This window comes from Paenarthrobacter sp. NPDC057355 (assembly GCF_042667405.1).
GTDB lineage: Bacteria > Actinomycetota > Actinomycetes > Actinomycetales > Micrococcaceae > Arthrobacter.
The window spans coordinates 249,797-274,628 of record NZ_JBHVAL010000002.1 but is presented as its reverse complement, the minus strand read 5'-3'; the positions used below and the strand labels follow the sequence as shown (position 1 = coordinate 274,628).

General features: G+C 63.4%; 16 protein-coding genes. 10 read left to right on the top strand and 6 right to left on the bottom strand.

All coding sequences use genetic code 11. The annotated features are described in order from the left end of the window. The first annotated feature begins 29 nt into the window (after positions 1-29). The gene (gene hemL / locus ACFUOZ_RS05135; protein ID WP_377545406.1) at positions 30-1,343 is read left to right on the top strand and encodes a glutamate-1-semialdehyde 2,1-aminomutase; all 1,314 of its coding nucleotides are present in this window, start codon (positions 30-32) and stop codon (positions 1,341-1,343) included. A gap of 118 nt (positions 1,344-1,461) precedes the next feature. Then, positions 1,462-2,736: a glycoside hydrolase family 3 N-terminal domain-containing protein gene (locus tag ACFUOZ_RS05130; RefSeq protein WP_377545404.1), complete on the top strand. Its 1,275-nt coding sequence runs from the start codon at positions 1,462-1,464 to the stop codon at positions 2,734-2,736. A gap of 82 nt (positions 2,737-2,818) precedes the next feature. Here ACFUOZ_RS05130 and ACFUOZ_RS05125 read toward each other — a convergent pair whose 3' ends face one another. The 4 genes from ACFUOZ_RS05125 to ACFUOZ_RS05110 all read right to left on the bottom strand — a co-directional run bounded on the left by ACFUOZ_RS05125 (position 2,819) and on the right by ACFUOZ_RS05110 (position 6,307). After that, complete coding sequence (locus ACFUOZ_RS05125; protein ID WP_377545402.1) at positions 2,819-3,556, bottom strand: amino acid ABC transporter ATP-binding protein; 738 nt, start codon at positions 3,554-3,556, stop codon at positions 2,819-2,821. Next, complete coding sequence (locus ACFUOZ_RS05120; protein ID WP_377545400.1) at positions 3,553-4,317, bottom strand: amino acid ABC transporter permease; 765 nt, start codon at positions 4,315-4,317, stop codon at positions 3,553-3,555. Before ACFUOZ_RS05120 ends, ACFUOZ_RS05125 begins: the two co-directional genes overlap by 4 nt. 12 nt (positions 4,318-4,329) lie before the next feature. Then, positions 4,330-5,280, bottom strand: a complete 951-nt coding sequence (locus ACFUOZ_RS05115; RefSeq protein WP_377545398.1) for a transporter substrate-binding domain-containing protein — start codon at positions 5,278-5,280, stop codon at positions 4,330-4,332. Between the two features lie 316 nt (positions 5,281-5,596). Beyond that, positions 5,597-6,307: a 3'-5' exonuclease gene (locus ACFUOZ_RS05110; protein ID WP_377545396.1), complete on the bottom strand. Its 711-nt coding sequence runs from the start codon at positions 6,305-6,307 to the stop codon at positions 5,597-5,599. A gap of 66 nt (positions 6,308-6,373) precedes the next feature. On the opposite strand from ACFUOZ_RS05110, the gene ACFUOZ_RS05105 reads away from it, so the two are divergent. The 3 genes from ACFUOZ_RS05105 to ACFUOZ_RS05095 are packed head-to-tail and all read left to right on the top strand — an operon-like array spanning position 6,374 to position 13,631. Next, entirely contained in the window at positions 6,374-6,790 is a 417-nt protein-coding gene (locus ACFUOZ_RS05105; protein ID WP_377545394.1) for an MGMT family protein, read from the top strand. Then, positions 6,787-10,116, top strand: a complete 3,330-nt coding sequence (locus ACFUOZ_RS05100; RefSeq protein WP_377545392.1) for an ATP-dependent helicase — start codon at positions 6,787-6,789, stop codon at positions 10,114-10,116. Before ACFUOZ_RS05105 ends, ACFUOZ_RS05100 begins: the two co-directional genes overlap by 4 nt. Then, the gene (locus ACFUOZ_RS05095) at positions 10,113-13,631 is read left to right on the top strand and encodes an ATP-dependent helicase (RefSeq protein ID WP_377545390.1); all 3,519 of its coding nucleotides are present in this window, start codon (positions 10,113-10,115) and stop codon (positions 13,629-13,631) included. Before ACFUOZ_RS05100 ends, ACFUOZ_RS05095 begins: the two co-directional genes overlap by 4 nt. A gap of 27 nt (positions 13,632-13,658) precedes the next feature. Here the strand turns inward: ACFUOZ_RS05095 and ACFUOZ_RS05090 are convergent, their stop codons facing one another. Next, entirely contained in the window at positions 13,659-14,879 is a 1,221-nt protein-coding gene (locus ACFUOZ_RS05090) for a phosphotransferase (RefSeq protein WP_377545388.1), read from the bottom strand. A 182-nt stretch (positions 14,880-15,061) separates the two neighbouring features. Here ACFUOZ_RS05090 and nudC point away from each other — a divergent pair, with 182 nt between their 5' ends. Genes nudC through ACFUOZ_RS05075 form a run of 3 tightly spaced genes read left to right on the top strand, consistent with a single transcriptional unit; the run spans position 15,062 to position 18,800 of the window. Then, a complete protein-coding gene (nudC, locus tag ACFUOZ_RS05085) occupies positions 15,062-16,048 on the top strand; it encodes an NAD(+) diphosphatase (RefSeq protein ID WP_377545386.1) in 987 nt (328 codons plus the stop codon). Then, a complete protein-coding gene (locus ACFUOZ_RS05080) occupies positions 16,045-18,177 on the top strand; it encodes an ATP-dependent DNA helicase UvrD2 (protein ID WP_377545384.1) in 2,133 nt (710 codons plus the stop codon). The genes nudC and ACFUOZ_RS05080 overlap by 4 nt, the downstream gene beginning before the upstream one ends. After that, the gene (locus ACFUOZ_RS05075; protein WP_377545382.1) at positions 18,177-18,800 is read left to right on the top strand and encodes a M48 family metallopeptidase; all 624 of its coding nucleotides are present in this window, start codon (positions 18,177-18,179) and stop codon (positions 18,798-18,800) included. Before ACFUOZ_RS05080 ends, ACFUOZ_RS05075 begins: the two co-directional genes overlap by 1 nt. Positions 18,801-18,846: 46 nt before the next feature. Here ACFUOZ_RS05075 and ACFUOZ_RS05070 read toward each other — a convergent pair whose 3' ends face one another. Continuing rightward, the gene (locus tag ACFUOZ_RS05070) at positions 18,847-20,274 is read right to left on the bottom strand and encodes a zinc-dependent metalloprotease (protein ID WP_377545380.1); all 1,428 of its coding nucleotides are present in this window, start codon (positions 20,272-20,274) and stop codon (positions 18,847-18,849) included. 213 nt (positions 20,275-20,487) lie between these two features. Here ACFUOZ_RS05070 and ACFUOZ_RS05065 point away from each other — a divergent pair, with 213 nt between their 5' ends. Next, positions 20,488-21,642 (top strand): PDZ domain-containing protein, encoded by a 1,155-nt coding sequence (locus ACFUOZ_RS05065; protein WP_377545378.1) that lies wholly within the window; start codon positions 20,488-20,490, stop codon positions 21,640-21,642. A 126-nt stretch (positions 21,643-21,768) separates the two neighbouring features. Next, positions 21,769-24,759 carry a UPF0182 family protein gene (locus tag ACFUOZ_RS05060; protein WP_377545376.1) on the top strand — a complete coding sequence of 997 codons (2,991 nt, stop codon included), beginning with the start codon at positions 21,769-21,771 and terminating at the stop codon, positions 24,757-24,759. The last annotated feature ends 73 nt before the right edge of the window (positions 24,760-24,832 follow it).

Genomic DNA, 24,832 nt, shown 5'->3' with positions numbered 1-24,832 from the left:
GCCCTGGAAACACTGAAAGAATAGGAACCATGACGTCAAACACCCCTGTGTCCGATCAGCTTTTCGACCGCGCGCGCTCCCTGATGCCCGGCGGCGTGAACTCGCCGGTGCGCGCCTTCGGTTCCGTGGGCGGAAACCCGAAATTCATGGTCTCCGCCAAGGGCGCCTACCTCACCGACGCTGACGGCCAGGAATACGTGGACCTCGTGTGTTCGTGGGGCCCGGCACTCCTCGGTCACGCACACCCGGCCGTGCTCGAAGCCGTGCACGCAGCCGTGGACCGCGGGCTCTCCTTCGGCGCCTCCACCCCTGATGAAGCCAACCTGGCGGAGATCGTCAAGGACCGCGTTTCCGCCGTCGAACGCTTGCGGATGGTGTCCACCGGCACTGAAGCGACCATGACGGCTGTGCGCCTGGCCCGCGGTTACACCGGCCGGAACCTGATCATCAAATTCGCCGGCTGCTACCACGGCCACCTGGACGGATTGCTTGCCGCTGCAGGCTCCGGCGTCGCCACCCTGGCGTTGCCGGGATCGGCCGGTGTCACCGAAGCTACCGCGGCCGAGACTTTGGTGCTGCCCTACAACGACCTCGACGCCGTTGAGGCCGCCTTCGCGGCCCACGGCAAGAACATCGCTGCCGTCATCACCGAAGCAGCCCCGGCCAACATGGGCGTCGTTACTCCGGGGGAGGGTTTCAACGCCGGACTGTCCCGCATCACCAAGGAACACGGTGCCCTCCTGATCCTCGACGAGGTCCTGACCGGATTCCGCACCGGCTACGCGGGCTACTGGGGCCTGACCGGCCGCCAGGAAGGCTGGGCTCCCGACCTGCTCACCTTCGGCAAGGTCATCGGCGGCGGAATGCCGACGGCGGCACTCGGCGGCCGCGCCGACGTCATGGACTGCCTCGCTCCCGTTGGTCCGGTCTACCAGGCCGGTACGTTGTCCGGGAACCCCGTGGCCATGGCCGCAGGCGTCGCGACGCTGAGCCACGCAACGCCCGACGTTTACGCCTACGTGGATGCCCGGTCGCTGGAACTCTCGGCCGCACTCTCCTCGGCCCTTGATGCTGAGGGGGTTGACCACTCCATCCAGCGGGCGGGGAACCTGTTCTCGGTTGCCTTCGGGACTTCGGCCCACGGCGTTCACAACTACGACGACGCCCAGGGCCAGGAAAGCTTCCGCTACGCACCGTTCTTCCACTCCATGTTGGATTCCGGTGTCTACCTTCCGCCGTCGGTCTTCGAGGCCTGGTTCCTGTCCGCAGCCCACGACGACGCTGCCATGAACCGCATCATCGAGGCCCTCCCGGCTGCTGCCAAGGCGGCGGCTTCGGCCTAGTTTGTCCTCTGCCCGGGACCGCAGCGCTTGGACGGGCTGCGGTCCCGGGCATTGTTGTCTCCAATCAGGGTAGGCTCGTAAGTGGAAACCCAACCCCCCAACGAACTCACGGTTTACCATGCGCAAGTCCAACACCATTGCATCCCTCAGTATGAGCATCGCCGCCGCTGGAGCCTTGATCGCCATGGCGTCAGGCTGTTCTGCCGGGACGGCATCCGGCGGTCCGTCCTCTGCGGAAGGTACATCGCCGTCGCCGTCGTCATCGCAGCCCACCGCGTCGACCGCGCCCACGAGCACCAGTCCCTCCGCTACCTCAACTGCGACACCCCAGGTGCCGGCACCTGCCACCCCCACTGCATCCGCGGCCGAGCAACAACTCGCTGCCCTGACTCTTGAGCAGCGCGTAGGGCAGCTGTTCATGGTGGCGGCAAAAGCTACCGGTGCTGAACCCGCCACCATGGAAGCGTTGAAGAAGTACCACGCCGGAAATGTGTACCTCAGTGGCCGAAGCAAGGCCGGGGCGACCACGACTGCGGCGGTTGTTTCCTCGCTGACGGGGACGGTTTCCCCTGCGACGACCGGCGGTGTGCCGCTCTTCGTCGCCACAGACCAGGAGGGCGGATTCGTCCAGGTTCTCTCCGGTCCCGGGTTCTCCACCATGCCAACCGCGCTGGTCCAGGCTTCATCAGGAGCGGCGAAAATCCGGTCGGACGCCGAATTGTGGGGGAAGGAACTTAGCAGCGTCGGTGTCAACGTCAACCTTGCCCCGGTGCTGGATACAGTGACGAGTCCGCAGTTTGCGCCGTCCAACGGACCCATAGGCCATTTCCAGCGTGAGTACGGCTATGCACCCGATACGGTCTCGGAGCTTGGGAATGCCTTCGCCGCTGGGATGAAGGACGCCGGGGTGGCCCCCGTGGTCAAGCACTTCCCAGGCCTGGGGCGCGTGGTGCCCAACACCGATGTCACCAGCCACGTGCGGGACACTGCCACCACCCGGACGGATCCTGCATTGGAGCCATTCAAAGCGGCCATCGAGTCAGGGACGCAGTGGGTCATGGTCTCCAATGCCTTTTACGACAAGATTGATCCGGCCAACATTGCGCCCTTCTCCACTGCGATCATGGACACCATGCTGCGGAAGGATGCCGGTTTCACGGGCATTGTCCTCTCGGATGACCTCTGCAGTGCTGCGCAGTTGGAGGGTTGGTCCGACGCCGATCGTGCCCTGAACTTCTTCACTGCCGGAGGCACCATGCTGGTCTGCGCCGATCCCACCAGCATTCCCGCAATGCACCAGGCGGTGGTGAAGAAGGCCCAGGCAGACCCGGCCTTCCGTGCCAAGGTCGACGCCGCGGCCCTCACCGTGTTGCGCGTCAAAGCCGGAAAATAGGCACAGCAAAGAACCCCGTTTCCCTCCACCTACTGGTGATTGGAGGGAAACGGGGTTCTTTGTCGCTTGGGCTTTGTCCTGGCTAGAGAACGTCCGAGAGGAATCCCTGAAGCCGTTCGGTCTGCGGGTTGGTGAACAGCTGTTCCGGGGGACCGGATTCAACCACCACGCCTGCGTCCATGAAGGTTACGACGTCGGAGACGTTGCGGGAGAAGCCCATCTCGTGGGTTACCACTACCATGGTCATGCCGCCCTGGGCAAGGTCCGTCATGAGGGCCAGAACGCCCTTGACGAGCTCAGGGTCCAGGGCCGATGTGGCCTCGTCGAAGAACATGACCTCGGGCTTCATGGCCAGCGCGCGGGCGATGGCGACACGTTGCTGCTGGCCTCCGGAGAGGTTGGCAGGACGCGAGTCGGCCTTGTGCTTCAAACCCACCAAGTCCAGCTGGGCCAGTGCCTCTTCGCGGGCCTGATCCTTGGACATTCCGCGGAGCTTGCGCAGTGCGAGGGTAATGTTCTCGGCCACTGTCTTGTGCGGGAACAGGTTGAACTGTTGGAAAACCATGCCGATACGGCGGCGCAGTTCGTCAGGGTTGTCCTTCAGTACGGACTTCCCATCCAGCAGGATGTCACCCTGGTCCGGCTCGATGAGCCGGTTCATCACGCGGAGGAGGGTGGACTTGCCCGAGCCCGAGGGACCGATGACCGAGGCCGTGGTGCCCTTCTCGACGTGCAGGTCGATGCCGCGCAGCACATGGTTGCTGCCGAACGACAAGTGGATGTTCTTGGCGGTCAGCGAACCTGAAGCGAATTCACTCATGCCTGGGCTCCTTTTCCAACCACTGCTGCGGCCTCATCCGGTTCTTTCTTCTCCGGGCGACCGGCGCGCATGCGGGCATCAATGAAGTTCACGAAGTGCGTGAGCGGGATCGTTATTGCCAGGTAGAAGATGGCTGCCGCGACGTACGGTGACAGGTTGCCGCTGTTGGCAGCTGCATCCTTGCCGATCTGGAAGATTTCGCGCTCAGTCGCCAGCAGGCCGAGCATGAAGACCAAGGATGATTCCTTGATCAACGCAATGAACTGGTTGACCAACGCCGGCAGCACGCGACGGATACCCTGGGGAACCACTACGAGCCGCATGGACGAGGCATAGCTGAACCCCAGCGCGCGGGTGGCCTCAAGCTGGCCCTTGTCCACGCTCTGGATACCGGACCGGAAAATCTCGCCAATATACGCCCCGGACATCAAGGACAACGCTGCGATGGCCATGGGGTACGGGCTCGTGGAGCCCGTGAGTTCACGAATGATCGGGCCGAAACCGAAACCGATCACCAGGATGGTCAGCACGGGAGGGAGCCCGCGGAGAATGTCCGTGTAAATGCGGGCCACCCACCGTGCTGCTGCGTTCCGGGAAATCCCCATCAGGGCGAGCAGCATCCCGAGGGCGGTCCCGATGATGCCCGAGACGACGGCCAGGACGATGGTGTTGGGCAGGCCGACGGCGAACATCTTGGGGATGACTTCGCCCATTGCCTCCCAGTCAAAGAAGGTCTCGACAAGTTGATTGAGGATATCCATGGAACGCCTTGGTTACTTTGCGGGGAGCTGGACGGCCTTGCTGCCCGGCTTCCAACCCTGGGGGGTCTGCTCGGCAGCCGTCGGGCGGTCCTTGTACCACTCGGCGGTGAGCTTGGCCCACGTGCCGTCAGCGATGACCGCGTCCAGACCGGAGTTCAGGGCGTCGATCAGCGGCTTGTTGTCCTTGTTCACGGCGTAGGCGGTGAAGTTCTGGGTGTTGACAACCTTCTCGGCGATCTTGGTGTTGTCGCCTTCCTTGACCTGACCTTCGGCCTGCTGGGAGGGGGCAACCCAAGCGTCGATCTGGCCGTTCTTCACGTTGCCGTAGACGGTGTTGTAGTCGGGGAAACGTACCGGTTCAATCTTGAGGGTGTTCGTCATGTAGTCATCCTGGACGGTGCCCTGGACGACGCCGATGCGGAGGCCTTCCTTGATGTCGCCGAAGCCGGTGACCTTGGAGTCGCTCTTGGTCACGACGGCCATGTAGCCGAAGTCGTAGCCGTTGGTGAAGCCAACCGTCTTGCGACGGGCGTCGGTGGTGGAGATCGAGGAGGATCCGACGTCGAACTGCTTGTTGCCCACCTGGGACAGCAACGCGGAGAAGTCGGTAGAAGCGAACTCGACCTTGAGGCCCAGCTTGTCGCCGATGGCGCGCAGGAGCTCGTTGTCGTAGCCGGTGAACTTGCCGGAAGGATCGATGAAGATGTTCGGCGGGGCATCGGACAGAGTGCCGACGCGGATTGTGCCGTCGGTGATGAGGCCCAGCTTGGACTTGTCGATCTTGTCCAGTGGAGTGACATCAGCGGTGGTGAAGCTGTCCAACGACTTCTGGTCGCTTCCGGCGAGTGCGTCAGTGGGTGTTCCGCTGGGCTGGGAGCTTCCTCCGCCGCAGGCTGCCAGGGAAATCACCAGGGCTGCGGCCACAGGAGCGACAGACAGCCACTTAGGGGCTTTGAATTTCATGAAGAAATCACTTTCATCGGGTCACGGAGACGTTTCGCGGTGGGCGGGGAAATGGCAGCTCCACAAGAGTTGGCTGTCCTAGCAGACTTCAACCCGCCAAACTTAATTATGTCACCAGCGCACCAGCTCGCCGTGAATCGAATAAATGGGTGCACACCCTCGATTTCTCCGAACTATCTTCCTCAGACGGTCACTTGCCCGCCACAGTGTTTCGGAAGGGGCTGCTGTGGTGGAATCCACGCCTGAAGGCCGAGGGGAATCGGGGTTCCCGAAAATCTTGTGACTTGCGTCGCAGAGAGTCTTTCGATTGGCGCGTCTAGAAGCCCCCGCGGCTTGCATCCACGGGAGGAAGCACCGGCCACTCACCCTCGATGACCGCAGTGGGCTTGCTACGGCGCAGATACTGCTGGAAATCGGCAGCCTGCGACGCCGCCCAGTCTACTTGGAGCTGGTGCAGCGTTGAAGCCGGCATCTGTAGCTTGGGGAACTTGCCGGCCATGGCGTCCAGGACCCGGAGAGTGGCAAGGGCATCCGCGGCGGAGGTGTGGGCGTTTGTCAGATCGACGCCGTACTCCTCGCACAGGGCGGTCAGCGTCCGTTTGCCCTTGCGGTACCGGTCAACCTGCTTGTTCATGACATAGGGATCGAGAACCGGGAAGCGGCTGAGCTGAGGGACGCCGTAGCGAGCGGATTCGGCCGCCAGCACGGTGAAATCGTAACTGGCGTTGAAAGCGATAACGGGAGTTCCGGCGTCGAACAGTTCCTGCAGTACCCCGGCGACCTCACGGGTTACCTCCGCTGCCGGCCGCCCTTCAGCCCTCGCCTTTTCCGTGGTGACGCCATGCACTTCGCTGGCTTCCGCAGGGATTTCGACGCCTGGATCCGCCAACCACTCGTGCTCCGCGATGAGTTCCCCGCGGGCATCCACTACGGTGATGGAAGCGGTGACAATCCGTGCCGATCGGGAGTTCTTCCCGGTGGTCTCAAGATCGAATGCGGCGCGGGAGTGGGTGTTCCAGGAGCTCATGTTTTTCACGCTACCGGCTGGCCCCGACACTATTGGGTACGACACTCCTGACGTTAGGCTGAACACATGCGGATGGAGTACGTAACGGCGGTCCTGGCCGTCGTGGACCTCGTACCGCCAGGCTCGGCAGTGTCCTACGGCGACGTCGCCGAGCTCCTCGGCTCAGGCGGGCCCCGGCAGGTTGGCGCCGTCATGAGCCACTATGGGAGCGCAGTGGCCTGGTGGCGGGTCCTGCGGGCCAGTGGTGAAGCGCCCCCCGGCCACGAGGCCGACGCCCTGAAGCATTATCTGGAAGAGTCCACCCCGCTGCATGGCGCGTACAAGGCGTTCATGCTCACCGGAGAAGGCCGCTGGCGGGTGGACCTTGCCCTGGCCCGATGGGCTCCCACGGACAATGATTTTGACCAACTTGATGTGATCTCCGACCAGTTGGAGCGTCAACGCCATATATTGTCGGTGCCCGATGATGAAATGACTGTGTGACCGCGACTCCTGCCAAAATACGCCAAGCATCCGCAGCCCTTCGGCTGCTGCCGCCGCGGGAAACCCACTACGCGGCACCCGCCCTGTCGCCGGACCAGGAGGCTGTGGTCTCGCTGCCACAGGGGAGTGGACCGATCCTCGTACCCGGAGGCCCTGGAACCGGGAAGTCCACCGTGCTCGTGGAGTCGGCCGTCCGCCGTGTGCATGACGGCCTGGACCCCGGACAAGTACTCATCCTTGCCCCGGGACGCCATGCTGCGGCGGCCTTGCGGGACACCTTTACGGGTCGCCTGGACCGCAGTTTAAGTACGACGCCGGCCCGCACCTGGGCGTCGTATGCCTTCGATATCATCCGACGCGCCAAAGCCGAAGGTGTCCTGCCGCTCGCTCGGCCGCCGAAGCTCTTGTCCGGCCCGGAGCAGGACCTCATTATCAAGGAACTGCTGGAAGGCCACGCCCGTCCGGGCTTCGGACTCCCATGGCCGGATGACCTGGCAGCAGCCCTTCCCACCCGCGGTTTCCGCCACGAGATCCGCCAGCTGTTCGATCGCATCATCGAATCCGGCCGTACAGCCGATGACCTGGTTGGCCTGGCCTACGAATGCGGCAGACCGGACTGGATGGCTGCCGCCGAGCTGTACAGCGAATACAGGGACGTCCTCGACCTCCGCATGCCGGAGGCCTTCGACCCGGCCGGGATCATCACCACCGCGCGTCAGATCTTCCAGGAGTCCCCGGACTTCCTGGCCGAAGAGCGGAGGAGAATCCAGCTTTTCCTGGTGGACGACGCCCAGGAATCCAATCCGGCGGTCTTCGAGCTCCTGGCCGATGTAGCAGAGGGCAAGGACGCCGTGGTGACCTACTCGCCGGATACCGTCGTGCAGGGCTTCCGTGGCGCACGGCCCGATCTTGTAGCGGAGTTACCGTCCCTGCTGGGAGGTCCGGAGCGCGTGGTCCTGGAACGTCCTTTGTCCGTCACGCACCGCCACGCTCCTGCAATCGCTGAGGCCTGGATCCGGGTAGCGGCGCGCATCTCCCAGCGGTCCGGCGGCCAGCTTGCCCGGCAAATGGAGCAGCCCTCGCACTCCGGCGATGCCAGCCGGACAACGGTGGCACAAGGCCGGGTGGAAGGCCATGTGCTGCCGTCCGCGGTCCATGAAATGCGCTATGTTGCGCAGCGGATTCTTGAAGCCCAGCTACGGGAGGGACGGGAGTTCAGCGACATCGCGGTGATCGTCCGCAACGGCGGGCAAATCTCGCAGTTGCAGCGCTACCTCGGCGGGCAGGGCATACCTGTGCGGGTTCCCGTAGCAGACTCCGCGGTACGCGACGAAGTCGCCGTCCGACCCCTCCTTGAGGCTTTCGCCGTTGTGTTGGACCCCGCCAAGCTGACTCCCGAGACGGCTGTCTCCTTGCTCACCTCCCGGATCGGCGGGGCCACTGCCATTGAGTTGCGACGCCTGCGGCAGTCGCTTCGTCGTGAGGAGCTGCTCGGAGGTGGCGGCCGGTCCAGTGACTCACTGCTGGTTGAGGCCCTGCTGGAACCGGGAGCATTGGCCTCAATGGGAATCGAAGGGAGCGCGGCCCGCAGGCTTTCCCGGATGATCGCGGCCGGCACCGCAGCGGCCACTGAGCCCGGGGCCAATGCCGAGTCCGTCCTCTGGGCGTTGTGGCAAGCAACGGGTCTGTCTTCTCGATGGGCAGAAGCCGCTTTGGAAGGCGGTGCCGGCGGGGCCCGCGCCGATCGGGACCTTGATGCCATGATGGCACTGTTCCACACTGCAGAACGGTACGTGGACCAGCTCCCGGGTTCCGGCCCCGAGCAGTTTCTGGACTATCTGTTGAACCAGGAGCTGCCCATGGACACCTTGGCAGCCCGCGCGCAGCTTGAGGACTGCGTGGAAATCATGACGCCGGCCAGCGCTGCCGGGCGCGAATGGCCGGTGGTAATTGTCGCTGGTCTGCAGGAAGGAGTCTGGCCGAATACCCGCCTGCGCGGTGAACTGCTGGGCAGCACTGTGTATGCGGACGCGGTGGAACACGGCGTGGAGTACGCCCTGGGCCGCGGCCCGCTCAGCCGGCTCCGGGACATCCGCTACGACGAACTCCGGAGTTTCTCCACTGCCGTCTCCCGCGCCCGCGAGGTCCTGATCTGCACGGCCGTTTCATCCGAGGATGAGCAACCATCAGCATTCCTGGACTACGTCGCTCCCTTGGAGCAGGGGGAATACAAGCGAGGCTATACCCCTGTAGACAGGCCCATGACGCTGCGTGCTCTTGTGGCCGAACTACGGCAGCATGTCCAGTTGGATGACTCTTCCGGCCAGGATCTCCAAACCACCCAGGAGGCGGCGAGGATTCTGGCCAGGCTCGCCGGCACCGAGCCTCCAGTGCCGGGCGCGAACCCGGACACATGGTGGGGGCTGGCGGCCCTGAGTTCGACGGACCCTGTGGTACCCCCGGGAGGTACAGTGTCGGTTTCACCGTCAAAGGTCGAAGCCGTCCACAAATCCCCGTTGGACTGGTTTGTCCAGGCCGCCGGAGGCGAGGCCGCCACCGACTTCGCCCGAAGCCTCGGCACGCTGGTCCACAGCATCGCCCAGGACCTGCCCGAAGCCTCCGGAGGAGAGTACGTAGCCGAACTGGTCCGCCGCTGGCCCACGTTGGGCATGAAGGACAACTGGGAGGGCAAACTGGACTACCAGCGGGCTGAGCTGATGGTCCGAAAGCTGGCCCAGTATGTCCTCATCATGCGCAGCGAAGGCAGGAGCCTGTTGGCAGTCGAGCACGACTTCGACGTCGCACTTCCCGACGTGCTGCTTGAAGCAGGCGCCGGAGATACTGACGCCGGGCCTCTTCAACGCCATGCCGTGCTGCGCGGCCAGGTGGACCGTTTGGAGATTGACGCTGAGGGGAGACTGGTCATAGTCGACCTCAAAACCGGCAAGAGGCAACCTGGCAAGGCGGAGGTCGCCAACCATCCCCAATTGGGTGCCTATCAGGCTGCGGTCTTGAAAGGTGCGTTCCGGGACGCCTTACCAGCGGGGCAAGATGCAGGCGATGAGCCCGCCACAGCCCTGGTCCCTGGTGGTGCGGTGTTGGCCCAGCTCGGAACCACGACCAAGAGTCCCGCCGTTCAGCAGCAGGATCCTTTGGACCCGGAGGACAACTGGGCGGAAGGCCTCGTCAATGGGGCCGCCGTCTTGATGGCCGGGGCAACGTTCGAAGCAAGGCACGATCCCGGCAAGGGAAGCCACGGCGGGCATGGTTGCCGGCTGCCGGATATTTGCCCGTTGTGCGCCCGAGGAAAGCAGGTCACAGAATGAGTACCGAACTTCTGGACGGACTTGGGGGCCTGTCTTCTTCCGTCGTTGGGGCTGACCTCCCGGAACCCCGCTTCAGCCCTTCGGAACTGGCGGGCATCCTGGGCGAGAAGAACCGTCCCACCGCGGAACAATCCGACATCATTGCTTCTCCTTTGACACCGCGTCTGGTCATTGCGGGAGCAGGTTCGGGCAAGACTGCCACAATGGCCGACCGTGTGGTGTGGCTTGTGGCCAACGGCTGGGTTCGTCCGGAGGAGGTCCTTGGCGTAACGTTCACGCGCAAGGCCGCGGGAGAGCTGGCCAGCCGGATCCGGAGCAAGCTTGCAACGCTGCAGCGCGTTGCTGCCGAGGACGATGGCAGGATCGGATTTCCGCAGGGACTGCTGGGTGCCGATGACCTGGAGCCCAGGGTATCCACCTACCATTCCTATGCCAGCGGAATCGTGTCCGATTACGGCCTGCGGTTGGGGATCGAGCGCGACGTCGTCTTGCTCGGTGGCGCGCAGTCGTGGCAGTTGGCCAGCGAGGTCGTGGAGGCCTACGACGGCGACTACGAGCACTTCACCGCGGCCAAGTCCACCTTGGTCAACGGTGTTATCCAGCTGGCCGGGGAGTGCGCCGAACATCTCCAGGATCCGGCGTTGGTGCGTGAATGGGTGCTTGAACGCGTCAACGGCTTTGAACAGCTTCCCTACACAGCGGGTGCAAAGAAGAATCCCACTCAGGCCGCGGGAAATCTGGCCGCCATGCTGCGGACCCGCGCCAGCGTGGCGGACATGGTGGTGCGCTACCAGGAAGCCAAGCGCCAACGCGGCGTCCTGGATTTCGGGGACCTCGTTGCCCTGGCTGCCCGGATTGCGCGGGACATTCCCCTGGCTGCTGCCACCGAACGCGCCCGCTACAAGGTTGTGCTGTTGGACGAGTTCCAGGACACCTCCCATGCCCAGCTGGTTCTGTTCTCCCGGCTTTTCGGGCAAGGCCACGCTGTCACGGCCGTGGGTGACCCGAACCAATCCATATACGGATTCCGCGGTGCTTCCGCCGGGCAGCTCTTCCATTTCGTGCAGGAATTTCCGGTTGTCCGCAAGGACGGGCACGGCGGCCCGGACTCTTATTCGGTGGCCCCTACCTCGTACCTGACCACGGCGTGGCGGAACGGGCGGAACATCCTTCAGGCCGCCAACACCATCGCCGCACCCTTGAACAAAGCTGCTGCCACCGATGCGGCACCGGGGGAGAAGGGGCATCCGGGGAACGTCTCCGTCCCACCGCTGGTTCCCAGCCCGGCCGCCGTGGACGGGAGTGTAGTGATCGGCCGCTTCGGAACGGACGAGGACGAGGCCGCAGCAATCGTCCGGGATGTCCGGCGGTACCAGCGGACAGTGTTTGAGGAAGAGCAGGACGGCACTCCAGTGAAGCCGACCATGGCCGTTCTCTGCCGTCGAAGGGCTCAGATGGAGTGTCTCCGCCGGGAGTTCGAACTGCAGGGAATCGCTTACGAGATCGTCGGGCTTGGTGGTTTGCTCGATACTCCCGAGGTGGTCGACCTCGTGGCCACCCTGCGGGTGCTGGCCGATCCGGGACGGTCCGATGCTTTGATGAGGCTGCTCTCCGGCGCGCGCTGGCGGATCGGGCCGGCGGACCTGATGGCCTTCAGCGACTGGTCGCGGTTCCTGGCCCGTCGACGGGCCGCTCCGGATTCCCAAGGCGAGGCCCTCGATGCTAATGAGGAGGCGTCGGCCGTGGTTGTCGAAAGCGATATCACCGATGCCGCCAGTTTGGTGGAGGCCCTGGACTACCTGCCGAAGCCGGGTTGGACGTCCGGGCCTGGACGCAGCATCAGCGACACCGCCCTGGAACGGCTGAGCAGCCTGGCCGCAGAGCTGCGCTCGTTGCGGAGCTTTATCGGCGACGACCTCACGACGCTGCTGGGCGAGGTGGAGCGTGCCATGCTCCTTGACATTGAAGTCGCTGCCAAGCCTGGAGTCAGCATCCACCAGGCGCGGCGTAATTTGGATGCCTTCCAGGACGCTGCTGCGGGATTCCTTCAAACCGCCCAGCGGATTGACCTTCTCGCGTTCCTGTCCTGGCTGGAAGCAGCAGCCTCCGAGGAGGGCGGCCTGGACATCGCTCCTGCCGACACCAATCGTGAGGCCGTGCAGTTGCTGACCGTGCACGCCTCCAAAGGCCTGGAATGGGACGTTGTCTTTGTACCCGGCCTCAACGCTGGTTCCTTCCCCAGCAACAGGGACTCCCGATGGAGCACCGGGGCCGCGGCCCTGCCATGGCCTCTGCGTGGAGATCGCGCCGACCTCCCTCAATGGGATCTGGACCAACCTGACCAAAAGGGCTGGCTGGACGCGGAGAAGGACTTCAAGTCAGAGGTCCAGCACCACGGTGAAGCGGAGGAACGACGGCTCGCCTACGTTGCCTACACCAGGGCAAAGTTCGTCTTGTGGGCCTCCAGCGCGGCGTGGAATGGGTCGCGCTCGGGAATAGCCGACATGTCTGCGTTCCTATCGGAGCTGGCGCCCCTTGCGGAGGCGGGACAGCACCTCGAAGGAAACGGTCGCCGCCTGCCCGGCGCCGTGGTCCACCCGGAGTCAGTAGCTGAGGAATCGTTGCCCGATACCAGCCCCCTGACAGCTGCCCTCGAGGTAGCCCAATTTCCCTACGATCCCCTTGAAGGGCCATCGGACCCCCGGACCGGAGCCCGTCTCAGACTGGCACCTGGTCGTCGCGAGGCCATGGACAGGGCTGCAGCAATGGTCCGTACTTACATGGAAGATCCCGGGCTGCAAACTCTTTCGTCCTCCCAAGAGCCCTCCTCCCTGAACGGTATTGCCGGGCGATGGTCACAAGAGGCTGAACTGCTGCTGGAACGGCAACGGCTGCGGAAGAACATCCACGACATCCACTTGCCAAGCCATATCTCCGCATCGCTTTTCGTTGATCTCGGAGACAACCCGGCCGCTGTCCTGTCCCAACTCCGCAGGCCCGTTCCGAGGGAACCCGGGATCTCCGCGCGGAAGGGTACGGCGTTCCACGCTTGGGTGGAGGAGTACTTCGGTACCACCGGGATGCTGGACCTTGACGAAGCACCTGGCTCGGACTCCCACATTGACGAGGCCTATGGGCTGGACCACATGGTGGCCGCGTTCAAGCAATCCGAGTGGGCGCAGCGCGCCCCTGCTTTCGTCGAAGTGCCCGTGGAGACCCGTATCGGCGATGTCGTGGTCCGCGGCCGGATAGATGCGGTATTCCGCGACGCCGATGGCCGATGGCAGCTTATTGACTGGAAGACAGGCCGACGTCCCGCCGGTAAGCAACTGGCAACACGTGCAGTACAGCTTGCTGTGTACCGTCTGGCGTGGTCACGCCTTAAGGACGTGCCCCTCGAAGACGTCAGTGCTGCGTTCTACTACGTAGCGGAGGATGCCGTGGTGCGCCCGCACGATCTCGGCAGCGCCGAGGCCCTGGAGAGGATTGTTGCCACTGCCCTGAAGGGCAGCTGATGGCCAGGCCTAACGGGCGACGGATGCCTACGTGCGCTCGCCCGCGTGGAGAGGCGTCACGGAGACGACGCTGATGGCCGCGGTGGATGTATCGTCGTGCTCTACGGCGGCATCATCGCGGTCCGTCGAGGCGGAATCCTTCGGCTTCGCCGGAGCATCGGCGTCCGTCGAAGGTTCCGCAGAAGGCTCAGCGGCAGGTATCGCTGCAACCGAAACGGCGGGACCGGCGTCGGGAATTGGTACCACGCTCACCGCTGGCCGGTTCTCGACGGCGGTTGCCGCCTGATGCTCTGCACTCTCCTTCATCGCGGCTTCGGCTTCTTCATCGCGGCGCGCCTGCTCCTCGATGTCATTGGCCAGGGCCTGGAGCATGGACTCGGCCTCCGCCGTCATGCTCTGATGTCCTGCGGCCATGGCCTTGACCAGGTACTGGGCCAGCGCGAATTCTGCCAGCAGGGCCGCCCGCCTGAGCAGATGGGTGTCTGGCGTTTCCCGGCGGGCCCCGGTGTAATGGGCCAGTACTGATTCCACGAAGGATGTTTCGTTGGATGCTACGAGCCAGGCGAAATCATCGGCCGGATCTCCGATCCGGAGATCGGTCCAACCGGTAACAGCGGTCACAGAGTCGCCCTGGACCATCAGATTGTCCTCATGCAGGTCGCCGTGGACTACTGAGGTATTGAACCGCCACAGGGCCACGTCCTCCAAGGCGTGCTCCCATCGACGCAACAGCGTGGCAGGTATCTTGCCCGTAGTCGCGGCCTGGTCCAGTTCGTTGAGCTTGCGCTGCCGGAATTCGTTGGCAGAGTAGCTGGGGAGGTCGGCATTGGTGACCAGGGACAGCGGAAGGTCATGGATCGCGGCCAATGCTGCGCCGATCTCCTTGGCCAACGCCGGACTGCTGGCGGAAAGTTCGTCGATGGACAGCACGGATCCCTGCAGGTGGGCATACACGAAAGTGGTGAGAGTTCCCTGGCGGACGGTCCCGGCAATGGTGGGCACATGGAAGGGCAGTTCCGCGCGGATGGCCGGGGCGAAAGCGCGGAGCACCATGAACTCGGTTTCCAGCCGCGTGCTTGCCTCCGGATGGCGCGGCGAACGGACGCGCCAGCGTTTACCTTCCCCGTCCAGCAGCGACGCGGAGTCGAAGTCGGCGTCGTCGTCGGGGGAATAGGCTGTAGCCGTCGGCGCCAAACCAGGCACCGCCGCAGTTGCTATAGCGGCCAGTTCGAGCGGTGTTCTTCTCACCTCTCCACGGTAGATTGAGTGCGGCCTGTGGCCATGATGCAGTGCGGCGAGTCTCCAGATCTGCAGCAAATCCACAGCGGAAGAGAGCAAAACGGGAGCGTGCTCTGTCCCGGAGCCCCTCCGTCCACAAGCGGGGACCCTTTCAAATGTTTTTTGTCGGTGCGAGTCAGTACGGTAGATACATGAGTCATACCGAGTCGCCGGCGCTTGCCAACCACCTGATGGACACTGTGCTTCCCGTCCGCCCTGCCATGGTGGACCGCGGTTCGGTTGTCCGCATGAAGCCGGGCATGGTGCAAGACGCCATAGCCTCCGGAACTGCCAAGGCCATGGTGATTTCGCAGCGCAAGGCGTTGGTGACTGCCGACGGTCTCTGGTTCGGAGATGCCACCGCCCTTTGGACGGCCCTCAAAGAGTCCGACGCCGGTGCTGCCGCCATCTACCTGGGGACCACTCTGGCGTCGTCCTCGTTGCCTGAAGGCACCCAGGTCCTGCTCTTTACTACCGCTAAGCCTCCTGCCGCAGGCACGGCCACGATCCCTTCCGATGTCCAGTGGGCCGGCTTCCGGGAGGTTGCTGCCAGCCTGGACGCCATGGACACTGCGTTGTTTATCGAAGCCAGTGCTATCTCCAACTGGCATGCCACCCACACGCATTGTCCGCAGTGCGGCAGTCCCACGGATATCGAGGCGAGCGGCTGGGTCCGGCGCTGCCCCAGGGACAACTCGGAACACTATCCCAGGACCGATCCTGCCATTATCGTCACCGTAGTGGGCCCGGATGGTCGCCTTCTTTTGGGCGGTGGGGGCCCGGTTGACGCCAAGAACTACTCAACTCTGGCCGGATTCGTGGAGCCTGGTGAGTCGTTGGAACAAGCTGTAGTCCGGGAAATCGGGGAAGAAGTGGGTGTGCGCGTCACTGCCTGCCAGTATCTTGGCTCCCAGTCGTGGCCTTTTCCTGCCTCGCTCATGCTGGGGTTCACGGCCACTACGGAGGACACAGTTGCCAGGCCCGACGGCGTGGAGGTCACCCGCGCGCGGTGGTTCAGCCGGGATGAGCTGCAGGAAGCCGTGCTCAGTGGCGAAATCACCATTTCCACCCGGCTTTCGATTGCCCGTTCTTTGATCGAGCACTGGTACGGCGGCGTCATCGAAGACCTCCAGCCGTGACGGAGGGGTTATTCAACAACGAGGGATCGCTTGAGGAGCGCATCCTCGGCGGCTTGGATGACGAGCAACGCGAGGTGGCCAGCACCCTGACAGGTCCCATGTGCGTGCTTGCCGGCGCTGGCACAGGGAAGACGCGCGCCATCACCCATCGCATCGCCTATGGGGTCCATTCCGGGGTCTACAGTCCCCAGCGGTTGCTTGCCGTGACGTTCACTGCGCGGGCTGCTGCAGAGATGCGCAGCAGGCTCCGCGATCTGGGTGTGCCCAACGTGCAGGCCCGCACCTTCCATGCTGCGGCGTTGCGACAGCTGCAGTTTTTCTGGCCTCAGGCCATCGGCGGTACCTTGCCGAACCTGTTGGACCACAAGGCGAACATGATCGCCGAGGCGTCGCGCCGTCTTCGCCTCAGCACAGACCGTGCCTCCATCAGGGACCTGGCGGCGGAGATCGAGTGGGCCAAGGTGTCCATGCTGACCCCTGCCAATTACCTGGAGAACGCCCAAGGCCGCGGGACGCCCGGGGGTTTCGACCTTACGGCTGTTTCCCGGGTATTCCAGGCCTATGAGGACATCAAGACCGACCGTAACGTCATCGATTTCGAGGACGTTCTGCTCATCACCGTGGGGATTCTCCAGGAGGATCCGAAAGTGGCGGCGACCGTTCGTGAGCAGTACCGACACTTTGTGGTGGACGAGTACCAGGACGTTTCGCCGCTTCAGCAACGGCTGTTGGATTTGTGGCTGGGCGGACGCGATGAATTGTGCGTGGTGGGGGACGCGAGCCAGACCATCTACTCCTTCACTGGAGCTTCTCCAAAGCACCTGCTGGGATTCAAGGCCCAATTCCCTGAAGCCAACGTGGTCAAGCTCATCCGCGACTACCGGTCCACGCCACAGGTGGTGAAGCTGGCAAACGAGCTCCTGGGCTCACGGCGAAGCGGTGGGCCCGTTGCCGATGCTGCATGGGCACCTCCCCTCAAGCTCGTGGCCCAACGCCCCTCCGGTCCTGAGCCGCGGTTCATGGAATGCCCTGACGACGAAGCTGAGGCCGCTGTGGTGGCGGGCCGCATCCATGAACTGCTCGACGCCGGTGTCCAGGCCAGTGAGATCGCCATTTTGTTCCGTACCAACGGCCAGTCGGAGGCCTATGAGCAGGCGCTGGCTTCGGCCGGCATTGGTTATCAGCTCCGTGGCGGTGAGCGGTTCTTCGCCCGTAAGGAAGTCCGTGACGCCATCCTGCAACTTCGCGCCGCCACCCGCGCCGTCGCCGAAGGTCCCCAGGAACCGCTGGGGCAGATCGTCCGGGACATCGTCGCCTCCCTTGGATACACCGATGCCGCCCCGCACAACGGAGGAGCTTTGCGCGAACGGTGGGAATCGTTGGCAGCACTGGTCGCTTTGGCCGATGAACTCTCCGTCAGTCGAGGTGAGTCCTTCACGTTGGCAGAATTCGTCAATGAACTCCAGGAACGGTCGGTGGCGCAACATGCGCCCACTGTCCAAGGTGTCACCCTGGCTTCCCTGCACTCAGCCAAGGGCCTTGAATGGGATGCGGTGTTCCTCGTGGGCCTGAGCGAAGGCCTGATGCCGATTTCCTTCGCGGATTCACCCGAAGACGTCGACGAAGAACGCCGGCTCCTCTATGTGGGTATTACCCGTGCCCGTGAACATCTGAGCCTGTCCTGGTCCACCGCGCGTACGCCCGGCGGGAGGGCCAACCGTAAACCCTCACGGTTCCTCGACGGGCTTCGCCCCGACTCCGTGGCGTCCGCAAACGCCCGGAGCACGACCGGTCCGATGCGCCGTAAAGCTGCAGCGCCGGCGTCGTGCAGGGTGTGCGGAAGCATGCTTGCCACCGGCGCCGAGCGGAAGGTGGGACGCTGTAACCAGTGTCCTCCCTCCTACGAGGAACAGACCTTCGACGCCTTGCGGCAGTGGCGCAAAGACGAGGCAAAGTCCGCCGACGTCCCGGCCTACGTGGTGTTTACTGACGCCACACTGACGGCGATCGCCGAGGCCAAGCCGACCTCCCTCGAGGAATTGGCGGGCTTGGCGGGTATCGGCCCGTCCAAGCTTGAGCGCTACGGCGAAGCTGTTTTGGCGGTCCTCGCAGAGAATGCTGTTCTCTGATGGCGGGCGCACGGGCAGGGGATACCGGCGTACCCCAGATGACTGAGGATGGCGCCCCGGTGGTTGTGCGCCGATCTGCCAGGCGGCGTCGAACGGTCGCCGCTTTTTGGGAGGACGGCAATGCGGTGGTGGCCATTCCCGCGAGCTTCACGAAGTCGCAGGAACGGGAATGGGTCCGTCGGATGCTCGCAAAGCTCAAGAAGCAAGGCGAGCATGGATCAGGCAGGAATAAGCGCCGCCCGGCCACTGACGAGGTGCTTGCTGAGCATGCCGCGCATCTTTCACGCACCTATCTCGGCGGACGGGCTGTTCCCACCTCGGTCCGCTGGGTTGGCAACCAGAACTCACGCTGGGGTTCGGCGACGCCCGCGGACGGGAGCATCAGGCTTTCAGACAAGCTCCAGCCCATGCCCCAATGGGTCATCGACTACGTTTTGGTGCACGAGCTGGCGCACCTGCTGGTCGCGGGGCACAATGCACAGTTTTGGTCGCTCGTTGCTGCCTACCCCGAGACCGAGCGGGCCAAGGCCTTTCTTGAGGGCGTGGCCTTCGCATCGTCGAGGGGGCTCTCCGGCGGCCCGGACAATGGCAACCCAGACGCTGACGCGGATCACGCCCGTTAAAGCGCAACGGCCACCCTTCACGGTGGCCGTTGCTGTCTGGCAGTATTTACTTCTTGGGCGGCTGGGGATCGTTGTCGTCCGTGCCGGGGCCGTCTGTTGAGGAATCGGAACCTTCAGCATCGCCGGCCTCGTCGTAACCGCCATTCAGGAGTTTCTGAAGGGCGTCGTCAACTTCGCTGTCGCTTGCTTCGGCAAGGCGGCGCCGCTCCGAGAAGCCCTTGGGATCGTCCAGGTCCTCGGCGGTAGGCAGCAGGTCCGGGTGGTGCCATATGGCATCGCGCCCGGCGATACCGCGCTCCTCCTTGAGAGTGGCCCACAAGGTGGCAGCCTCCCTCAGCCTGCGTGGGCGCAATTCCAAGCCCACCAGGGAGGAGAAGGCGTGCTCGGCAGGTCCTCCGGTGGCTCGCCGGCGCCGGACAGTCTCGCGCAGGGCTGTCGCGGAGGGCAATACCTTGGCGGTGGCTTCAGCCGTCAGTTCGTCAACCCAGCCCTCCACCAGTGCAAGGGCAGTTTCGAGTTTCTCCAACGCGGCAGTCTGGACCGGAGTCCGTTCCGGGGTGAAGACGCCCTGGGACAGGGCGGCCTGGATGCCCTCGGGGTTGCTGGGATCGAGATCGCGGGCCAAATCCTCAATTCGGGACATATCGATGTGGATGCCGCGGGCGTAAGCCTCGATGGCGCCCAGCAGATGGCCGCGCAACCACGGGACCTGCACGAACAAGCGGGCATGCGCGGCTTCACGGACGGCCAGGAACAGCCGTACGTCGTTTTCCGGAAGGCTGAGTCCTTCGCCAAACTTGGCGACGTTGGCAGGCAAAAGCGCCATCTCGAGATCCGCCAACGGGACACCGATATCAGTGGAGCTGACGACTTCAGCGGAAAGCGCTCCGATAGCTTGGCCCAGCTGCATTCCGAAGATCGCTCCGCCCATGTTTTGCAACATCGACGAGGCACCACCCATCATGGATTTCATTTCCTCGGGCATTTGCTGGGTGAGCCCATTGGACAAGGCATTCGCGATGCTGTTTGCCACCGGTTCTGTCAGGCGCTTCCAGGTCCCCAGGGTCGCTTCCACCCATTCAGCGCGTGACCATGCACGCCCGATCAGTCCGGTTGCCGAGAGATCGGTGACGGGGTCGAGCCAGAGTTCTGCGAGCCTCAGGGCTTCGTCGATTTCGCGGGCCTGTTGGGCGTTGACCGAAGGATCGCTGCCGGTCGCTGCCACGCGCCGCGCATTCTCGTGCGCAAGCTGCCAATTGACGGGACCCTCTGAAGTTGAGCTCATCATGGCTTGTACCTGGGCGAACATCTGCTGCAACAGCTGGGGGTCGTTCGGCAGGCCAGCCGCTTTGGCCAGTTCAGCGGGATCGATGTTGCCCATGCCCTGTCCGCCCATGAGGTTCTGCAGCATTTCTGCCAGCGGATCCTTGGGGTTCTCGTCGTCGTTGGACGGGTTGTTGGGGTTGGAAGTCATGGTGCCGCCGATCGTCGAACTGGCTGGTGATCTCTTTCACCGTACCGCGCAGCCGCAACGGTGTCTGCCCGGACGCGGCGTCGTTCGCTGTAGGCAAAGCAGTATAGCAACGCAGTTCCGCGTAGTGTTGATGCTTGGTACGTGCTGCCGCAGCCAGCGGAGGCAGCAAGCTACAGGAACCGGTCATCCCATGCCGGAAAATGAGAGGCCTCAATGCTTACTTCGCCCAGCCCCGAGGGCTCCTCCACCTCGCGCCAGAGCCAGGATCCGCGTCTGACTTCCGACGCCGATCCCTCCCGGGTGCCTCCGGTACCTGCGCGCGATGGCCGCTACATGATCATGGTGGTCTCAGGCTTGCTGGCCCTGGCGCTTGGCATCGGGGCGGCGGCGTTGCCTGTCCCTTACGTAATCGAGTCAGCCGGGCCCACCTTCAATACCTTGGGCAAGGACGGCGACAAGCCGGTCATCAGCATCTCCGGCCATGAATCGTTCCCAGCTAAAGGCAACCTGGACCTCACCACCGTGGTCATGACAGGTGGTCCCAAGACTCCCGCTACGATTTTTGATGTTTTCCGCGCCTGGCTCGACAGCTCAAAGGCGGTTTATCCCGAGGAACTCATCTATCCCAAGGGCACTACTGCCGAGCAGACGGTACAACAGGGTGAAATCGACATGGAGACATCCCAGGAGAATGCGGTGGCTGCCGCGTTGCGGCAACTGGAGATTCCCTTCGAGCAGCGGCTGGATGTTGCCGGACTGTCCGACCCGTCCCCGTCCGCCGGCAAGATCAAGGAGGGCGACCGGCTGAAGACCATCAATGGGAAGGCCATCACCTCCATGAGCGTGGTGCAAGCGGAACTTGCTGCCGGCGCCGGAGCACCGGTCGCCGTCGAGGTCGAGCGGAACGGGACCCTGGTAACCGAAAGTGTTACCCCCACGAAAAACCAGGCAGGACGCTACGTGCTCGGCGTGCTGTTGTCGAGCGATTTCACCTTTCCTTTCGACGTCAGCATTTCCCTTGACAACGTGGGAGGGCCCAGCGCGGGCATGATGTTCGCTCTGGGAATCGTGGACAACCTGACTCCAGGGGACCTCACCGGAGGCCAGCACGTCGCCGGCACGGGCACCATCACCGCGGACGGTGCTGTGGGAGCGATTGGCGGCATTGCCCAAAAGATGATCGGTGCCCGCCAGCACGGGGCCTCGATGTTCCTCGCCCCGGCTGCCAATTGTTCAGATGTTGCAGGCCATGTTCCCGATGGTCTTCAGGTAGTGAAGGTCGAAACGTTGGCGGACGCAACCGCCGCCGTGGAGCGCCTGGGGTCCGGACAGGACACATCGGGCCTTCCCACCTGCACAAACAACTAGACTGGCGGTGGAACTTAGCTCCACCGCCACTCGTGGCATATATGACGGCCTCCGCCATATCCCAGCGGCAGAGAATGTCAAGTACTCGCACACCGACTGTTCACTGACATCAATGAGGTACAGAGTTTGTCCCGTCCCGCCAGCACCAACCCGCCCGGAAGATCACCGCTGAGACGAGGTGCCCTCACTCCGACGCTCATTGTCGTGGCTGTGGCCGTCGTCGGGTTCATTTTCTTCGCCAACGTCTGGACTGACGTCCTCTGGTACCAGCAGCTTGGTTTCTTCGAAGTTTATCTTCGCGAAAACCTTGCCAGGATCATCACGTTCCTGGTTGGTTTCGCCATGATGTTCGCAGCCGTTTTCTTCGCCATCCGGATTGCCTACCGGTCACGTCCCGTCTACGCTCCCGATGCGGAGTCGAGGGACAACCTGAACCGCTACCAGGCCCAGCTTGAGCCTGTCCGCAGGGTGGTCATGATCGGCTTGCCTATCCTCTTCGGACTCTTCGCAGGCAGTGCGGCCGCAAGCCAGTGGCAGAAGGCCCTGTTGTTCTTCAACCAGGAGCCTTTCGGTCAATCGGACCCCCTGTTCAATCTCGACATCAGCTTCTACCTGATGTCGTTGCCGTTCCTCGGGTTCGTCACCGGGTTCCTGATCAGCATCACCGTCGTAGCCGGCATCGCCGGCATCCTGACGCACTACCTTTACGGCAGCATCCGGCTTATGGAGCGTGGCATCTTCACCAGCCGCGCGGCGCAGATCCACATTGCGGTCACGGGCGCACTCTTCCTGATCCTCTTGGGCGTCAACTTCTGGCTGGACAGGTACACCACCGTCCAGAGCAACTCGGGCCGTTGGGCCGGCGCCCTCTATACGGACGTCAATGCCGTAGTGCCCACGAAGGCAATCCTTGCCGTGGCCGCGGCTTTGGTAGCAATACTGTTTATTGTTGCTGCGGTGATTGGACGCTGGCGTTTGCCGGTCATCGGCACGGCGATGCTGGTCATCACCGCCATCCTCGCCGGTGGTGTCTACCCCTGGGTTATCCAGCAGTTCCAGGTGCGCCCCTCGGAGAACACCCTTGAGCGGGAGTACATCAACCGGAACATCAACATGACCCGGTCTGCCTACGGCTTGGACAAGATCGATGTGTCCGCCTATAACGCCACGACCACCGCTACCGCCGGCGCCCTGGCTGCGGACGCCCAGACGGCGGCGAACATCCGGCTCCTTGACCCTAACCTCATCTCCTCCGCGTTTGCCCAGCTTGAGCAATTCCGCCCCTACTACCAGTTCCCGCAGACCCTCAACGTGGACCGCTACACGGTGGACGGCAAGGTTCAGGACACCGTGATCGCTGTCCGCGAGCTGAACCCGGATGGCCTGAGCGCCAACCAGCAGACCTGGGTCAACCGGCACATTGTGTACACGCACGGCTATGGCGTGGTGGCTGCGAAGGGCAATAAGTTTACTGCCGATGGCAAGCCCGAGTTCCTGCAGTCCGGTATTCCCTCCAACGGCGTCCTGGGTAACGACACCACTTATGAGCCCCGTATCTACTTCGGCGAAAACTCCCCGGAGTACTCGATCGTCGGTGCCCCGGATGGCGCGCCGAACCGCGAGCAGGATCGTCCCGCCAGCCGCGAAGGCGGGGGAGAGACCCAGTACACCTTCAACGGCAACGGCGGGCCAAACGTTGGAAACTGGCTCAACCGGATTCTTTACTCCATCAAGTTCCAGTCTTCGGATCTGCTGCTTTCCGATGGCGTCAACGCTGAATCCCAGATTCTTTACGACCGCAACCCGCGCGAACGAGTAGAAAAACTGGCGCCGTACCTGACTGTCGATGGCAACGCCTATCCGGCCGTGGTTGACGGTCGCGTGAAGTGGATTGTCGACGGTTACACCACCAGCCAGTACTTCCCGTACTCGCAGCCGCAGCAGTTGCAGAATGCTACGGCCGATTCCCAGACAACCTCGGGTCGGACAGTGGCCCTGCCGAACAGCTCCGTGAACTACATCAGGAACTCCGTGAAGGCCACAGTCGACGCCTACGACGGTTCGGTAAACCTTTACGCGTGGGACGACCAGGACCCCATCCTGAAGGCGTGGCAGAAGGTCTTCCCGACCACCATCAAGCCCTACTCCGAAATGTCGGGCGATCTGATGAGCCACGTCCGCTACCCGGAGGACCTGTTCAAGGTCCAGCGGGAATTGCTTGGCCGCTACCACGTGACGGACCCTGACAGCTTCTACCAGAACAACGACGCCTGGAGCGTTCCCAACGATCCCACCGTCTCGGAGGCTGTGAAGCAGCCGCCGTTCTACATGTCATTGCAGATGCCGGACCAGGAGAAGCCCGCCTTCCAGCTGACGTCCTCGTTCATTCCGCAGACTGTGAACGGGAATGCACGCAACATCCTGTATGGCTTCCTTGCGGCAGATTCCGACGCCGGCAACGTCAAGGGAGTCAAGGCGGACAGCTATGGAAAGCTCCGGCTCTTGGAGCTCCCGACCGATACGCAGGTTCCTGGTCCGGGCCAGGCGCAGAACAAGTTCAACTCCGATCCCACGGTTTCGCAGGCGCTGAACCTCCTGCGCCAGGGTGCCTCGGACGTCTTGAACGGAAACCTGCTCACCTTGCCTGTTGGTGGCGGTCTGCTGTACGTCCAGCCGGTCTACCTGAAGTCGACCGGTGAGACCTCGTACCCCACCCTGCAGCGTGTCCTTGTAGCCTTCGGTGACAAGATCGGCTTTGCGCCGACCCTGGATGCGGCACTGGACCAGTTGTTCGGTGGTAACTCCGGAGCAACTGCCGGGGACTCGGCCAACAATGGTCAGACGCCCACTCCGCCTCCGGGAACAACCACCCCGCCTGCGGGTCCCACCGATGCCAAGGCCGACCTCAAGGCAGCTCTGGAGGCAGCCAACAAAGCCATCCAGGACGGGCAGGCAGCTCTCGCCAAGGGTGACTTTGCCGGGTATGGCGACCAGCAGAACAAGCTGTCGGAAGCCTTGAAGAAGGCCGTGGACGCTGAAGCCCGATTGGGGACGACGTCGACGCCGACTGCATCGCCGAGTGCGACGCCGACACCGTCACCCTCGCCGAGCAGCTAAAGGCATACGCCGCCTGAAGGCCGGTACCAGTTCCCACGGGAGCTGGTGCCGGCCTTTTGCGTGGGGGAGATGC

Excerpts from the sequence above, each read along its gene's own strand:
- ACFUOZ_RS05130 (WP_377545404.1), top strand. The coding sequence starts at position 1,462 with ATGCGCAAGTCCAACACCATTGCATCCCTCAGTATGAGCATCGCCGCC.
- hemL (WP_377545406.1), top strand. The coding sequence starts at position 30 with ATGACGTCAAACACCCCTGTGTCCGATCAGCTTTTCGACCGCGCGCGC.
- ACFUOZ_RS05110 (WP_377545396.1), bottom strand. The coding sequence starts at position 6,307 with ATGAGCTCCTGGAACACCCACTCCCGCGCCGCATTCGATCTTGAGACC.
- ACFUOZ_RS05065 (WP_377545378.1), top strand. The coding sequence starts at position 20,488 with ATGCTTACTTCGCCCAGCCCCGAGGGCTCCTCCACCTCGCGCCAGAGC.
- ACFUOZ_RS05115 (WP_377545398.1), bottom strand. The coding sequence starts at position 5,280 with ATGAAATTCAAAGCCCCTAAGTGGCTGTCTGTCGCTCCTGTGGCCGCA.
- ACFUOZ_RS05095 (WP_377545390.1), top strand. The coding sequence starts at position 10,113 with ATGAGTACCGAACTTCTGGACGGACTTGGGGGCCTGTCTTCTTCCGTC.
- ACFUOZ_RS05105 (WP_377545394.1), top strand. The coding sequence starts at position 6,374 with ATGCGGATGGAGTACGTAACGGCGGTCCTGGCCGTCGTGGACCTCGTA.
- nudC (WP_377545386.1), top strand. The coding sequence starts at position 15,062 with ATGAGTCATACCGAGTCGCCGGCGCTTGCCAACCACCTGATGGACACT.
- ACFUOZ_RS05125 (WP_377545402.1), bottom strand. The coding sequence starts at position 3,556 with ATGAGTGAATTCGCTTCAGGTTCGCTGACCGCCAAGAACATCCACTTG.
- ACFUOZ_RS05120 (WP_377545400.1), bottom strand. The coding sequence starts at position 4,317 with ATGGATATCCTCAATCAACTTGTCGAGACCTTCTTTGACTGGGAGGCA.
- ACFUOZ_RS05070 (WP_377545380.1), bottom strand. The coding sequence starts at position 20,274 with ATGACTTCCAACCCCAACAACCCGTCCAACGACGACGAGAACCCCAAG.
- ACFUOZ_RS05075 (WP_377545382.1), top strand. The coding sequence starts at position 18,177 with ATGGCGGGCGCACGGGCAGGGGATACCGGCGTACCCCAGATGACTGAG.